General features: G+C 43.2%; 14 protein-coding genes. 4 read left to right on the plus strand and 10 right to left on the minus strand.

Annotated features, from left to right (window positions below; translation table 11 throughout):
* Positions 1–238: 238 nt before the first annotated feature.
* Positions 239–1,351, plus strand: coding sequence for a M20/M25/M40 family metallo-hydrolase (locus QWZ04_RS02620; RefSeq protein WP_290324653.1), 1,113 nt, complete (start codon positions 239–241; stop codon positions 1,349–1,351).
* A gap of 389 nt (positions 1,352–1,740) precedes the next feature.
* Positions 1,741–3,069: an anaerobic C4-dicarboxylate transporter gene (locus QWZ04_RS02625; RefSeq protein WP_290324654.1), complete on the plus strand. Its 1,329-nt coding sequence runs from the start codon at positions 1,741–1,743 to the stop codon at positions 3,067–3,069.
* 66 nt (positions 3,070–3,135) lie between these two features.
* Here QWZ04_RS02625 and QWZ04_RS02630 read toward each other — a convergent pair whose 3' ends face one another.
* Positions 3,136–3,510, minus strand: a complete 375-nt coding sequence (locus tag QWZ04_RS02630) for an ATP-binding protein (RefSeq protein WP_290324655.1) — start codon at positions 3,508–3,510, stop codon at positions 3,136–3,138.
* 176 nt (positions 3,511–3,686) lie between these two features.
* On the opposite strand from QWZ04_RS02630, the gene QWZ04_RS02635 reads away from it, so the two are divergent.
* Entirely contained in the window at positions 3,687–4,544 is an 858-nt protein-coding gene (locus tag QWZ04_RS02635) for a hypothetical protein (protein WP_290324656.1), read from the plus strand.
* Between the two features lie 164 nt (positions 4,545–4,708).
* On the opposite strand, the gene QWZ04_RS02640 is transcribed toward QWZ04_RS02635, so the two are convergent.
* The 3 genes from QWZ04_RS02640 to QWZ04_RS02650 all read right to left on the minus strand — a co-directional run bounded on the left by QWZ04_RS02640 (position 4,709) and on the right by QWZ04_RS02650 (position 6,674).
* Positions 4,709–5,020: a hypothetical protein gene (locus QWZ04_RS02640; protein ID WP_290324658.1), complete on the minus strand. Its 312-nt coding sequence runs from the start codon at positions 5,018–5,020 to the stop codon at positions 4,709–4,711.
* Positions 5,021–5,332: 312 nt separating this feature from the next.
* Positions 5,333–6,067: an oxygen-binding di-iron domain-containing protein gene (locus QWZ04_RS02645; RefSeq protein WP_290324660.1), complete on the minus strand. Its 735-nt coding sequence runs from the start codon at positions 6,065–6,067 to the stop codon at positions 5,333–5,335.
* Positions 6,045–6,674: a chemotaxis protein gene (locus QWZ04_RS02650; RefSeq protein WP_290324662.1), complete on the minus strand. Its 630-nt coding sequence runs from the start codon at positions 6,672–6,674 to the stop codon at positions 6,045–6,047. The genes QWZ04_RS02645 and QWZ04_RS02650 overlap by 23 nt, the downstream gene beginning before the upstream one ends.
* Positions 6,675–6,923: 249 nt before the next feature.
* Here QWZ04_RS02650 and QWZ04_RS02655 point away from each other — a divergent pair, with 249 nt between their 5' ends.
* Positions 6,924–7,793, plus strand: a complete 870-nt coding sequence (locus QWZ04_RS02655; protein WP_290324664.1) for a glycerol kinase — start codon at positions 6,924–6,926, stop codon at positions 7,791–7,793.
* A gap of 102 nt (positions 7,794–7,895) precedes the next feature.
* On the opposite strand, the gene QWZ04_RS02660 is transcribed toward QWZ04_RS02655, so the two are convergent.
* The 6 genes from QWZ04_RS02660 to QWZ04_RS02685 all read right to left on the minus strand — a co-directional run bounded on the left by QWZ04_RS02660 (position 7,896) and on the right by QWZ04_RS02685 (position 14,882).
* The gene (locus tag QWZ04_RS02660; protein WP_290324666.1) at positions 7,896–8,549 is read right to left on the minus strand and encodes a DUF2726 domain-containing protein; all 654 of its coding nucleotides are present in this window, start codon (positions 8,547–8,549) and stop codon (positions 7,896–7,898) included.
* 227 nt (positions 8,550–8,776) lie between these two features.
* Positions 8,777–9,586, minus strand: coding sequence for a hypothetical protein (locus tag QWZ04_RS02665; RefSeq protein WP_290324669.1), 810 nt, complete (start codon positions 9,584–9,586; stop codon positions 8,777–8,779).
* A 138-nt stretch (positions 9,587–9,724) separates the two neighbouring features.
* Complete coding sequence (locus QWZ04_RS02670; protein WP_290324671.1) at positions 9,725–10,837, minus strand: hypothetical protein; 1,113 nt, start codon at positions 10,835–10,837, stop codon at positions 9,725–9,727.
* Between the two features lie 123 nt (positions 10,838–10,960).
* Positions 10,961–11,893 carry a PfkB family carbohydrate kinase gene (locus QWZ04_RS02675; RefSeq protein WP_290324673.1) on the minus strand — a complete coding sequence of 311 codons (933 nt, stop codon included), beginning with the start codon at positions 11,891–11,893 and terminating at the stop codon, positions 10,961–10,963.
* Positions 11,894–12,005: 112 nt separating this feature from the next.
* Entirely contained in the window at positions 12,006–13,376 is a 1,371-nt protein-coding gene (locus QWZ04_RS02680; protein WP_290324675.1) for a PTS transporter subunit EIIC, read from the minus strand.
* A gap of 15 nt (positions 13,377–13,391) precedes the next feature.
* Positions 13,392–14,882: a glycoside hydrolase family 32 protein gene (locus QWZ04_RS02685; RefSeq protein ID WP_290324677.1), complete on the minus strand. Its 1,491-nt coding sequence runs from the start codon at positions 14,880–14,882 to the stop codon at positions 13,392–13,394.
* Positions 14,883–14,914 lie beyond the last annotated feature (32 nt).

Consider the following 14,914-nt stretch of genomic DNA (forward strand, 5'->3'; position numbering starts at 1 on the left):
AAACCCTTTCCTCTTAACACTAGCACAGTGCAAGCTAAATTTGCTGAGAACTGCCACTCACATCAACATGCTTAATATCTTAGCCATACAAACATTCAAGCTGGTAATGTTTATTGGGATATCTGGCTACCAAGTCTAACTTGTCTAGCGTTAAGTTTTATAATTTATTGATCTAAACAGCCTTAAATCACATTTTGATCGCGTAAAGTAGAGTCAAATTAAGTGAGAGAGATAAGAAATGACCACCATTAATCAAGATAGACTGATCCAACACTTTATTGATCTAGTAAAAATCGACAGCGAATCACGTAACGAAAAAGCCATGTCGATTGAAATTGCTGAGCAACTTGGCCAATTAGGCTTTGAAGTTAAAAAGCTTGACGTTCCTGCCGACATTTCAAATGGTTTCAATGTTTACGGTAAATTAGCTGGCACACTTCCGGGTAGCGTTTTAGTAAGCGCGCACATGGATACTGTATCGCCGGGCAACAGCATCGAACCTATCATCGAAGATGGCATCATAAGTTCTAAAGGCGACACCATTCTAGGCGGTGACGACAAGTCGGGTATTTCTGCATTAATTGAAGCCGTTCGCTGTATTCAAGAAGAGTCTCTCCCACATCAAACTGTTGAGGTTGCTTTCACTGTTCATGAAGAAGGTGGATTACACGGCTCTAAGAACTTTGAAATGCAGCACATCGAATCTGACTGCGCTATCGTACTTGATTCAGGCGGCCCTATCGGTACCATCATTACTTCTGCTCCTGGCCAGCAAAACCTGAAAGTCACCATCAAAGGTCGCCCAGCGCATGCTGGCTTAGCGCCTGAAGAAGGCATTAATGCGCTCTATGTTGCCGCTGATGCAATCAATGGTATGAACCTAGCTCGTATCGACGAAGAAACCACGGCAAACATCGGTGTGGTAAAAGGCGGTCAAGCAACCAACATCGTTATGCCTGAGTTGTACATTGAAGCAGAAGCACGCTCGTTAAATGACGAAAAGTTAGCAAAGCAAGTTGAGCATATGGAAGCGACCTTCCGCGCAGCAGCAGACAAGCACGGTGCAGAAGTGGAAATTGTATCTACTCGCGCATACAACGCCTACAAAATTGCCGATGAAGACGCCCATGTAGCAAACGTTAAACAAAGCTTTGCGGCTATTGGCATCGATGCCATGACCAAATCAACAGGTGGCGGCAGTGATGCAAACATCTTCAATAGCAAAGGCTTAAAAACGGTCAACCTGTCTACTGGTATGTCTAAAGTACACACCACGAACGAATTTATTGCGATTCAAGATATGGTAGACATTACTCGCTTCATGAAACAGCATTTAAGTACTGCAAGTTAGGGAGTTTATGGGCGGAAGGCTAGAGGCGGAAAGAAAAAGCCTAGAGCCCAACGCCTTTAGCCTTAACTCTAATATTAAGCTACTTCGATTTTGAAGCGGCTTTTTTTTGCTCGCATTGTGGTTTTATAATAACCAACCTAGATTTTGTCGTGAACATTACTGCATAAGATAACGAATTATACTGAGTTTTTGCATCCAAAATTCAAAGCAATATTTACATCTCAAACACAAGCCCCTTATAAGTCGGTAACTTTCCTTCGCTATAGCGTGACTGGCTTCTGATATAATAAATGTCGAATTTATTCCCATATTAAATGTGAGGAGAACTAGATAATTATTTGCTTTTAAGGAGGAAAATACAACTATCGTAAATTAATAAGGATATACAGATGTTGTATTTTGAGTTCCTGTTCCTACTCGTCATGCTCTATATCGGTTCTCGATATGGTGGCATAGGCCTTGGTGTGGTTTCTGGTATTGGTTTAGTAGTAGAGGTGTTCATCTTTAAGATGCCGCCAACTTCCCCGCCAATCACAGTTATGTTGATCATTCTTGCCGTTGTAACTTGTGCGTCCATTTTAGAGGCCGCTGGTGGCCTTAAATACATGTTGCAGGTCGCAGAAAGATTGCTTCGCGCTAACCCGAAGCGAGTCACTTTAATTGCCCCGTTTGTGACCTACTCCATGACGTTTTTATTGGGTACAGGCCACGCCGTATACTCAATTATGCCAATCATTGGTGATGTAGCACTTAAGAACGGCATACGACCAGAAAGGCCAATGGCGGCAGCGTCCGTTGCTTCTCAAATTGCGATCACCGCATCGCCAATTTCCGCTGCCGTGGTGTATTACCTAGCACAACTAACCGATATCCAACATGAGATCACATTACTATCCATTTTAATGGTTACAGTGCCAGCGACGTTATTCGGTACCCTTCTTATGTCTCTTTACAGCCTAAAACGCGGCAAAGAGTTAGAAGATGATGAAGAATACCAAGCGCGTTTAAAAGATCCGGTTTGGAAAGAAAAGATCCTAAATACAACGTCTACTTCGTTAGATGAAGAATTGCCAACCACCGCACGTAATGCTGTTCTTATTTTCCTTGGCGCTATCCTCACCATTGTTGTTATTGCTATGGTGCCGGAGATCAGAACCATCGTGGACGGCGACAAACCTATTAAGATGTCTGTCATCATTCAAATGATGATGTTGGCGTTTGGTGGTGTCATCCTGCTTGCTACTAAAACTGACCCAAGAGACGTGCCTAACGGCGTGGTGTTTAAGTCTGGTATGGTGGCGGCCATTGCCATCTTCGGTATCGCTTGGATGTCTGATACTTACTTCAAGTATGCCATGCCTCAGTTCCGTTCAGGTATTGTTGAAATGGTCACCAACTACCCATGGACATTCGCACTCGCGCTATTCATTGTGTCTGTTGTGGTGAACTCTCAAGCTGCAACCGCACGTATGATGTTACCAGTTGGTCTTGGCTTGGGGCTAGATCCTGCCTTGCTGATTGGCTTGATGCCTGCAGTATACGGGTACTTCTTCATTCCGAATTACCCGTCAGACATTGCAACGGTGAACTTTGATACCTCCGGAACCACAAAAATTGGTAAGTGGTACTTTAACCACTCATTCATGTCGGTAGGTTTAATTGGCGTGATCGGGGCATGTTGCCTTGGCTATGTATTAGGACAAATTGTCATTGGCTAAGCAGTAATAACTTAGTGTGGAACCGTTTTGTTAGGGCCCTTAACAGGCAACCGACAAAACGGTTTTTTATGCCTGCCAGCGCTTGCGCATGTTCTCGATGGTAGACAACGGCACATCATGGACGCTGCTATAATTGCCTGTACAAATACTCACGACCACTTTTGCTCGGTATTTTCTAGCCAGCACCAAGTAAGCTTTCATTTCCCAATGCTGCACAAATGTATTAGACACAACCACATCATGATGTTGCTTGAGCTGCTGCTCTGTTTCTTGTTGGCACCATTCATGCGCTTGCGACAGCACACTAGCGTCAAATCGATAGTTGCCTTGCTTATCCACAAAGAACATATCCGTTTCTAAATGCACCGCACCCAACGTTTTGGCGTAGGTCGACTTCCCTGAACCGGGTAAACCGCGTACTAAATAAAGAGTTAAAGCCATACCTGTTCCTATAGAGTCACCAGCCCATGCTAACCGAGCCGCTAATGCTTATCAAATACTGGCGCTTATCGCATGATAAAATACAATGTCACAAACACTATGGATAACAGTGAAATCATAACGTATGATAACTAAAAGCAATAAATAACAACATTATAGACAAGGAAAGTTAGCTTATGAGTAACAAACGGACATTGTTATCTTCTGCTGTAGCGCTCTCTACTCTTGCATTATCAACCGGCATTTTTGCCACCAGCAGTGTTGCGGGTGAGTTTCATGTTTCTGCTGGCGGGTTATTCTCTCAAGCGAATACTCAAATTGGTGTTTACTCCACTGATTTATCTCAAGAGTTTAAACTGGATTTAGAAGACGACTTAGCGTTAAAAGACCGAGAGATCTCACCGTATCTATATTTCGCATACGATTTTAACGACACTCACACCGTCTTTTTTGACTGGCGTCGCTTACATAGAAACGCGACGATAGAAGGAATATCTAAAGCTTTTGTCATTCCTATTGATGGCAAAGATTATGAAGTACAAGTTGGCGCTCGCCTAAACTCGACACTCAACATCGACGTTGCCCGAGCGGGTTACGCGTACACATTTTTCGATGAGGGTGATTGGGAGATAGATGCCACAGCAGGTTTGCACATCATGCGCATTGAAGTCGGGCTAGGTGGAGAATTAGGTTATAGAGCAAATGACACCGGGAATGTTATTCCTGTCGAGCGTTCTGTCTTTGAAACCGTTACCGCACCGCTTCCCAACTTTGGCTTAATCGGCGCTTACGACATTAATAAAGATTGGAGCTTGGTCTCTCACGCGCAGTTTTTCTATATTAAATACCAAGCCATCAGAGGGCTTCTAATAGACACGGCACTTGGTGTTCAATACAGTTTTACCGACAATCTAGACGTTGTAGGGTCTTACAGTTACTACGAGGTCGGCTTAGACTACGGTGACGATACTGGCGACTTAAGTGTCAATTTCCAGTTCTATGGCCCAATGATTGCAATGAACTATCGCTTTTAGTGCTAAGCTCAGTCGTTCACTTAAAAATACGCCTAAACCAGAGGCGCATTTTTTTGAACAACTGATTTTTCTATCTAAGCTTTAACCGCGCCCCCAACATCAAACCTCTTGCTTGATGCATTCCGCCTAAAGCCATCTGTTTTTTTGCCTAGAGCCTTTTTCCTCTAAGCCGTCCGTAAAAACTGGTTTAGGAAAAACTCTTCAACATACGCGGCTAACTCATTTAACTGAGCACCCTTAACCATGAAAGTTTCAAATTCATAGTCCACGTAGCTGCTGCCCTTTTCCGTCAACTTAAAATCCACCAAAGATTTCGATTCACGGGACTGAATTTGCTCCAAAATACCGGCAAAGATTAAGTTTTCGTATTTGAAGCCAAAATCTAAACAAAAATCAAAAAGTCGCACTGCTCCATTTTGTGCTTGTTGAGCCAACCATTCATCCCTTTGGTCGAAGAAGTTGTTATCAAGACACATGTCTTTGCTCCGAATGTTACTTATAAGCGCTAGAATAATTCTAAATAGCTGTTAACTATTAATATGGCACGAAAGGTACTACATAAAACATAGTAGAACAACCGTCAAACCCATTAACAGGCCAAATATATTATGAATCAGATAGTACTTTATCATATGGATTATATTTTTTATTATTTAGCTCAACATCGTATTGAACAACCTAATATCATACAATAAAAAAGGTTCAAAGCATTTAGGCCAGACACCTTAGCTTTGAACCTTACCGCTCTAGCATACCCATTTAACACGTGTTCTAATTCGAATAATGGACTATTTAATTGCAACCCCTACATCAAGCTTATCTAACCAATCCAAGAATCGCTTTACATCGTCCCCTTTAAATATGCCACCATGCTGAGGACACATCATGTCGATATCCAGCTTGCTCACCCTATCAATCCAACGCGACTTCGCTTTGTTAGACGGCATCCATCGTTGGTGGAAGTATTCCATTTTAGGAATATGCTCATCAAAATTGGTTACGAACATCGGCGCATCCGCCGCATCTAGCGCGGCTCCAATGTCACCCGACATCATGATTTTGGCTACGGGATCGTAAACAGAAAAATTACCCGATGAATGCATGTAATGCGCTGGAACAAACTGCACTTCAAGCCCAGAGATAATAATGCTTCGGCCCTCATCAGGAATAGGCTCAAACTGGATCTTTTCCATCCCATAGTGACGGATAAACCCTTCCCATAACCAAGGGGAATGCAATTTGGCTGACTCTAGCGCTTGATCCCACAAACCAAGAGAAGAAATGATGTCTGGATCTTGATGAGAAGCAAACAAATGGGTGATTTGCTCTATTGGCACTTCCTTCACAACGCTGCCTAACATAGCGGAGAACAACTCTATGCCTCCTGGGTCAAGCAATATGGCTTCGTTTCTGTTTGCTATCATGTATTGGTTGGTGTCGATGATTTTGTCTGGCTTGTCTGGATCTCTTCCAAACACAATCCAACGGTGCGAGCCTTCGCTAAAGAGTACTTTTGATTGCATAAACAGCCTTTGTTAATTCTGAAAACAACTTGAGGGATTGAGATACATGCTTTTGAATCGCGTTCGCCGATTCCGACACACTAGAGGCAATACTATTGAGCTGATCTTGATAGAGCTCCCCAGCTTGAGATGCCTCTACGCTCAACATCGTCGAAATAATTTGTGCCGTACGAAGTTCACTATAGAGCTCTTGAAGGAGGTCATTGAGCGCCTTAGCTTCTTTCCTAAACTCCGTAATGAGCAACATGTGCTTCTTGCGGGTTTTTTCATAAGCAGGCCCGATACTGGATATATGATCAGCATCTGAATATTTACTATAAACAACGTGGTATTTCGACAAGGCCAACGCTGAACGGTTTTCCGCGGTTGCGATACGGCTTAACCTTTGCGCTTTACCATTGATGATTTTGGACGAATCCAGTGTGGTTCGCACCAAGTCGTCGATTGAGTCGGTAATTGGGCGAAAACCCGCTGCGCTCTCACCCGCTCTGAGCGCCAACGCACGAGCGTTACTCGCAATGAGCAGCAATCGCTTGGCAATCACCATTCCCTTATTCAATTCAGCTGCGACCTCTGCAGCGGTTACAAATACTCTTTTATCTGACATTGCTCGTGATCTTATTTTTATATCGATTCACAATTAACTATAGACCAAGTTTCATACCCCGCTATAAATCGTTATGATATTAACGCCTTAAAACCAAAATGCGGTATGAAAACCTCGTATATCACACACTTTCTATAACTCACAATACTCACATAATGGCGAGTTGAGGCTGTGCTTTGCTGAATTTAGTGCAGTGAGTTATGATACCTGTATAAATAAACAGATCAGATAAATAGATCAGAGGTTCATGTGGACAAAAAGCTCTCGACGTCGAAACTAGCGCAAGCTCAAGACATAAAATCAGGTGAACTGTTTAAGCAGCTAGAATCCTTTGGCTACATCAGCAAAAAAGACGATGGTTGGCAGCTCACCCAAGCCGGTACTTCCGTAGGTGGCGAATACATAACCTCGACAAAATTCGGTCAGTATATTGTTTGGCCAAGTGACTTCACACTGCCTCGATTTGATGCAAAAAGTGACAAGCACACGGCATCTCAAATTGGTGAACGTTTTGATTTACCCTCGCAAAAGATAAACCAATTGTTTGCAGAACTTGGCTGGATCACCAAACACGGAAAAGGCTGGCACCTTACCCACCTTGGCCAACACTTTGGTGGTTTACAGCGTGAAAACAGCCAGTCAGACATCCCGTTTGTGGTTTGGGACACGGCTATTTTGAGCAATAAGCGATTAAGAAACTCAATAAATGAAGTGCAAGGCAACAACACTAGCCACTCGTCCACCGACAAATCCTACAGCTCATTCAGACAAAAATTTGAAGCCAAGTACCGCACGGCAGATGGCCATTACGTGCGGTCCAAACAAGAAATGTTGATAGACAATTGGCTATACATGACGGGACTCGTCCATGCTTACGAGAGAAAACTGCCCATAGAACAAGAAGTTTATAGCGATTTCTACTTGCCAAAAGGGCAAATTTACATCGAGTTTTTCGCACAGCAGCTGGATACAGAGCAAGAAAAGGAAAAACAAACCAAATTAGCGCTCTACCAACAATTTGGTTTGCATTTAATCGAGTTAAACGAAGAAGATATTGAACACTTAGATGCAGTAATGCCAAAGTACTTACGCCAGTTTGATGTATCGCTAGGCAAATAACGGCCGTTTTAAAATGAAAATACCGCCAGACACAAACATGAGCCTTGGCGGTACTTAGTAAATCTCACATCAAGCTAATGAAGGGTTAAACGATTCGTGACCTTAACCCCATTCAACTTCTTCAGAATATTCTTCGTTGTAACCGCAAGCTGGCCGGCTACAAGTATAAAAGCGTCGGCCTTTGAACTCACCTTGGTTAGACACTCTCATCACCATTGGGCTGTTACACTCTTTACAAAAACGAATCTCAGGCTCGATAGAAATCGTATCTACGTATTCGGCTAAAATCTTACGTAACCGCCCTACCTGGTAGCTGTATTTAGAGTTAGCACCAATGAGCGGAATGCCCGCCGTTTTACACACATGAATCAGCAGCTTTTCTCGTTCGGCTTTGGTCTTGTCTAATTGCGAACCGTCGTTAAAGTCGATCACACATAGTACCTCTAGTGTACCAGGGCGACAAATCACAAAGTCGATGTGCTTACGAGCAATTCGGTTAAACGCAGCTGCCCAGCGTTTCTTATTTTTACCTACCGGAGGCGTGACGACGTCAGCCATGTGTACTTTTGAAAACACCACCGCTTTGTTATCTACTGCGGCTATTAACGCATTGTAAAACGCACTTTCCGACTGACTAAGTAGCCGACCTACTTTCTTGTATGGATAGGTGATCGGCTCGTAATTCTTCGCAAAATAGCGCATGTACATCATAAAAAACGCTACAAGCACAATCAGCAAAATAGCAACGCTTTCCATATTCATTCCTTATCTAAAACGGTTTTCTAACCGTTATTCATAAACACATCGTTCGTGGCTTGCACCCATCGGGTACACTCAAAAACGGCGCTTATTAACATTTCATGGGTTAGGAATGAGTATATCCGTATATAGCAAAGTTCGAGAGTCATTTTTCGCATTCATTCAAATACTTGCCACCGTATGCAACAAATGAGCGTAAACCGCTCAACCTCGCCGCCCTTAAACTATTCAATTGGCGTGACAAGCTTGATAACACGCCTGTCTTCAATGTTTAAGTGCTCAAAGTCTTCATTCCAATGCTTTTGAATAAGACGATCAATCAAACCACTGCGCTGAGCTTTATACAGTGCACTCTCAATTAAATCGGTTTTATAGCTGTCTACGGCGCTTAAATAAAAAACAAAGTCCCTGTCGTATTCAAGCATCAACTTTTGTTCAATATCGAGGTGCAAATTGTATTTGGCTTCATTGACGATTTCGATCACCCCTCTTGGGAAGTAATTCACGCCACCGTGATTAGACAACATATGGTACAGCTTGCGCCACTCGCCATCCTTTAAAAAGTAATTTAGATCGTTTTTCTGCCATACCAACGCATCAAACCAACCAACACCGAGCCCAGCGACTAAGCCGCTTCGCTTTAAATCATCAAGGGATTGAATTCGAGTGTAAAGTGGCTGCGCCCCTTTTGGGATGAGCATAATCCGCTTGCCAATTAAGCCATTGGTCAATGGCACATCAACTCGATGGTATAGTAGGTCTTGCTGTTTTGATTGAATAAGCCACATAAGCGACAGCTCTCCCTTTTCCAACATCTTGACCACACGCCGTTGGGAAAAATGTTTAGGAGGAGAACTGATGGTCAGATCAACGTCAATATCGGCTAATGCCAAAGTAAGAAGCTCATGATAATAACGATGGCTACCATCACTAAAAACAGGCATGGTGAGGTGAATAGACTGATTAGTAGACCATGCAAAGCCATGAAACGATATTCCCAATAACAGGATCAGTACTTTGCACAATTGCTTCATATAACATCCGTTTTCATACTTTCGTACTAAAACTATAGAAGCACAATGGCCATGCTCCAAACTACAAAGTAAAAAAACCTGTTAATGGAGTGATTTAGCCTGAGCCAAAATAGCGAATATCGTTAAGAGCCGATACCATTAAGGGCAATAGCTCGAAAATTCGTTCGACAGTATCAGCATCATATTGCGTTTGTGCTTATAGTGTTCAATCAAACTCGCCACAATCACTTTCATGATCGCCTCACCCTGATTGGTTTCAAGCAAATGATTTTCCGCATCACGTAACACTTTGGCGGCTTCTTGATAAGACTGTTTCGATCCCATCGCAACCTGTTTGGCCGCGATACCCACATAAATACGGCCACTTGTTTCTGGATAAATCGCAGTGATGGATTGAGCCAGTTTAAGCCCCAGTTCAACTGCGCCTTGCTCATCATCAAACCAAGCTATCGCCAAATCCCACTTTTCAAGGTGGATGTACAAAGCCAGTAACTCAGAGTAAAAGCCAAACCGATGGGTACCCGTTTGGCCCGTTTTATGACCGCTTATCAGAATGCTCTGCGCGTGTTCAAATAAGTTAAAATCAGAGCCGTTAATACCGGATAGCATCGACTCTACCTCTTTGTAGGCATCAAGTTCGGGACGTTTTACGTAATTTTCCCACGCTAAGTCCCATGCCTTTTGGTTATCACCAAGCGCGACCAAGACTTTGACTTCCATTTTTGCGCACTGCGTTAACTCATAGCCATCAGAGGCGACTTTTTTGGCTCTCACTAGCCAGTCTTCCGCGTCAAACTCTTCATCATGAGCTAAGCATATTTCACACAGCGCAAGAAATTCAAAGTACTGGTCGGCAATGCGACCTTTCAGGCGAACCACTTCACGCCATTCCCCTAATGCTTCTGCACGTTCAATTAGGATCATCGATAGCCCATAAACGCTTAACTCCGACAGCCCTTTATTCTCAAGCTGATAGCTACTTAACCTTGCTTCGCATTTGGCGTAAAACAGTGCTAACTGGTCATCAGTTAGGTTGAAGTCCGCAGGGATGGTTGGGAAAAGACCAAATTCCGAATCTTGTTCGAAAGACTTAATCAGCCAGTCTACTTTTTGGGCGTCTTGCCAATCCACATTGGAAAATGAGCGTGTAATCATCTCAAAGATCTTCACCTCCAATGAGGCGCGGTAGCCACCAGAGTCATCCAATTTGAGTAAAACACTTCCATTGATGATCAGAGTGACACCGATCAACGCGATGTTTACCTAATCTATTTTGGTGACCTGTGCATGATTTAATTTACCCGATATTGAGGATACGGTAATCGCCCACACAACAAGCATTAGGCGCACTCAGGCGCCTAATTACAACAAACATTAACACTGGGTGAGCCATTGATTCAGTTGCGACAGATTAGGTAAGGCACTCATTGCGCCTTTCTTTGTGACAGCAAGCGCTCCGCACCCATTCCCCCATTTCACCGCATTTATGATGATTTTCTTCTTACACCAATGATCATAGGAAGATAAATATGCAAGCAAACCGGCAACAAACGCGTCACCGGCGCCAGTGGTATCGACAACATCACTAACAGACTGCCCTTCAACACGAATGGCTTCGTTTTCATAGTAAACGAGTGCCCCTTTCGAGCCCAAAGTAATGATAATGACCGGGATACTGACAGAACTTAGCGCGCTGATGGCCTTTTCAATCGAATCCGTTTGAGTCAAAAAAGTGATCTCTTCTTCAGAGAACTTAACCACATGAGCGTGCACAATCGCCTGCATTACGATGCTTCTCATTTCTAGAGGATTTTGCCACACATCTTGTCTTAAATTCGGGTCGAAGCTGACATAGCCGCCGCTTTCTTTAACTTGAGTCATCGCATTCAAGGTACTGCTGCGGCTAGGTTCATTAGCGAGTGCATTAGAGCAAGCATGCAGCCACTGGCATTCTTGAAATTTAGGCACATCTTGATGACTCATGAACTGATCAGCACTGGGGTTGACCATGAAAGTAAAGGTACGCTCTCCTTGATCATCTAGGTCGACTAGAACCGTTGAAGTGCGGTTGTTTTTATCAAAACCTAGGTGCTTTATATCGACTTGTTCTGCCAAGAATACATCCCGCATGAAATAACCAAATGGGTCATCACCTACTCGCCCAAAAAACGCAGTCCTGCCCTCTAACCTTGAAATACCAACGGCTACATTGGCGGGTGCACCTCCTGGGCATTTTAAATAATGCTCTTTTCCATCGGGAATGAGATCTAAAACAGCGTCGCCCGTTGTCCAAACTAAATGTTTCATCTTGTTGCCTCAAAAGTCACTTAACTAAAGAAACCCGCATCAGGACAATACGGGTTTAAAAGGGCAAGAAAAACCATAGGGGGTTAGCTTTTCCTGCCAGTTTAAAGGCGGATTAACCGCGTCGAATTGGGTTGTAGAATCGAGTTATTAGGAATGATGTCGTAAATGCACTGGCGATCACACCTAAGTACCCCAAAATGGAACCGACGGAATCGGTATACAACAAGATGCCAGGAATAAACGTAATGCCCATGCCCGTTGCGCTGATGCTAAATACGTAGGTAAACAACCCACCTACCGCACCGCCAACCATGCCAAAACCAAACACCTTGGAGTACTGCAAGTTCACACCAAATAACAGTGGCTCTGTGATCCCGAACAGTGTCGACATTGAAGCACTGTAAGCATTCCCTTTCTTTAGCTTATCTTTTAATAATGTGGCAACCGCAATAGCCGCACCAAATTGCCCTGCCATGGATGCTGTACCCAGTGGCTGTAAAGGGTTGAACCCGGTTTCGTTCAGCAAGCCAATTTCAATCACACCGATAGCATGATGCAAACCAGTAATCACGATCATTTGTTGAATCGCACCATAAGCGATATAGCCAATTCCCATAGGCATGTCTAACGCCATACGAACAAGGTAGTTGCACCCATGCTCAACGCTTTGCAATAGCGGACCAAAACAAAAGAGAATCACAAAAATGGCAATGGTGATGGTCAAAAACGGGGTCAGAATCAAATCCATCGCGGCTGGCACAAATCGACGCAAATTTCGTTCAAGGTAAGAGACAAACCACCCAGCAAAGATTGCAGGTAACACCGTACCCTGGTAACCCACTAATGGAAAATCAATCCCAAATAACGACACCATCATCGGGTCAGCGCCACCGCCAGCAACAACCCACGCATTCGGTAATTGAGGTGCCACCATCATTAAACCAACCACGATGGCGATAATTTGATTGCCACCGAATTTCTTGGCCGCCGAGAACGCAATCAAGACCGGCAAAAATGCAAACGCGGTGTCAGTCAACATGCCAAACAAGGCCAACACTTCAGGCGCAAACTCTACGCCAGAATGCAGCATCATTCCGCGCAAGCCCATCAATAAGCCCGTCGTCACCAATGCGGGGATCAGAGGAATGAGGATATCCGCTAATGTTCTGATCACTTTTTGACTTACCGTCATATCAGCAAATGCATCGTTCTTAAAATCGCTCGATTCGACATTGCCACCCAGTTTGTTCTTTAGCATGTCAAAAACATGAGAAACTTTACCCGTACCAATAATAAATTGATGCTGGCCGGACTGATAAAAGTAACCGCTAATTTGTTCAATTGCTTTGGCTTCGCCTGTGTTCACCTTATCGTTGTCTTTTAGAATGAGCCTTAAGCGCGTTGCGCAGTGCTCTGCATTTCTTATATTATCGATACCACCGATACTTTTAAGTATCTCATCTACGGTTAGTTCATAGTTCACAATATTCACCCGTCATTATAATATAGTGTAGCTTATATCCATATTCACACTTGTATTTCCATTACAACACACATTCAAAAAGTGAGCGGTATCGTTTGGAAAAAACAAACTCGTAAATACATACTTCCCTTTATTAACGTATATTTCCAATATGCTTTGGTCACATATTAACGTTATATCTTCAATTTGATCTTCATATTCACATTCTCGTATCGAACCAAAATCCCAATCGGACTCGTGATGATCGTAATTCGTTCTATTTAAAATAAGACGGTTACTCTTTTGGCAAACAATAAATTCGATTTTATTATTACCATCATCTGACAGGGCTATTTTAACTCTCACAGCCTCATTGATATCACCTCGTTCTGAGTTGTGCTGAGTAACATTAATGTTTGCCATAAAAGACAACGAGGTTAATTCAAAGGTATCGCTGCCATTATCAGTTATCGACAAGCTGCCAGCTTTTGACAGTGTGTTGAACAAACCGCTGGTCGGTACTTGATGCAGTCGTTCACGTTTTATCGAGAGTTCTCTTGCTAAAGTAAGGCAGTTAATCCAACCATGTTCCTCGGTTGGCAAACGCTCGTCGGTTCCAGCCCATGCGATGAGTGTCGCGTTGCTTGGCGAGTTAGCCATGGTTTGCGGGGCATAAAAGTCGAAACCTTTATCTAATTCGTCCCAATGCTCCACTGAAAATTCAAGGTTGTGCCAGTCCATCACCCCAAGGCAATACACCACATTATTGAGATTATGAAACCTTGTTCCCTCGGGTTTTACTCCCTGAGGAGAAAAGATCAACACATCTTGACCATCCACTTGCAGCAAATCAGGGCATTCGTACATGTAACCAGGAAGCAATGCCTCAGAATACGATAAGGTTAGCTCACCTTTAAACGCCCAACGAGACAGATCTGAAGATTCATAAACAATAATGCAACCTTGTAAATCGACCTCCCTTTGTGCGCCCAACAACATATAGTAATGACCATCGTGTTGAATTACTTTCGGGTCTCGGACGTGGCCCGTATAACCCTTAGGCACTGAACGAATAATTGGGTTAGCCCCACTTTTATGTACTGCGCCAGTGTTACTTAACGTTGCTACGCATTGATTTGCATCTCGACCATGTTCTGTTTTTAAATTTCCAGTATAAAACAAGTAGGCATTATCATTGTCGATGAAAGCAGCGCCAGAATATGCCCCATGAGACTCATACCCTAGCGTTGGTGATATTTTAACGCCTTTATCTTTCCACTCTACTAAATTTTTTGACACCACATGACGCCAGTGTTTCATGCCATGAAAAGTACCAAATGGAAACCATTGGTAAAATAAGTGATATTCATTATTAAAATAACAAAAACCATTTGGATCATTGAGTAACCCATAAGGCGGATTTATATGAAACCGGGGACGCCACTTTTTATTAGACGAAATAACATCAAAAGAATTGAGTTCTTTTTCTGTTGCCGTCTCTATCGTTCTGTATTTATTATCTTGCACAAACTTAATTCCCGATTTACTTTGTTAACACG

This window comes from Vibrio tapetis subsp. quintayensis (genome assembly GCF_030409945.1).
GTDB lineage: Bacteria > Pseudomonadota > Gammaproteobacteria > Enterobacterales > Vibrionaceae > Vibrio > Vibrio quintayensis.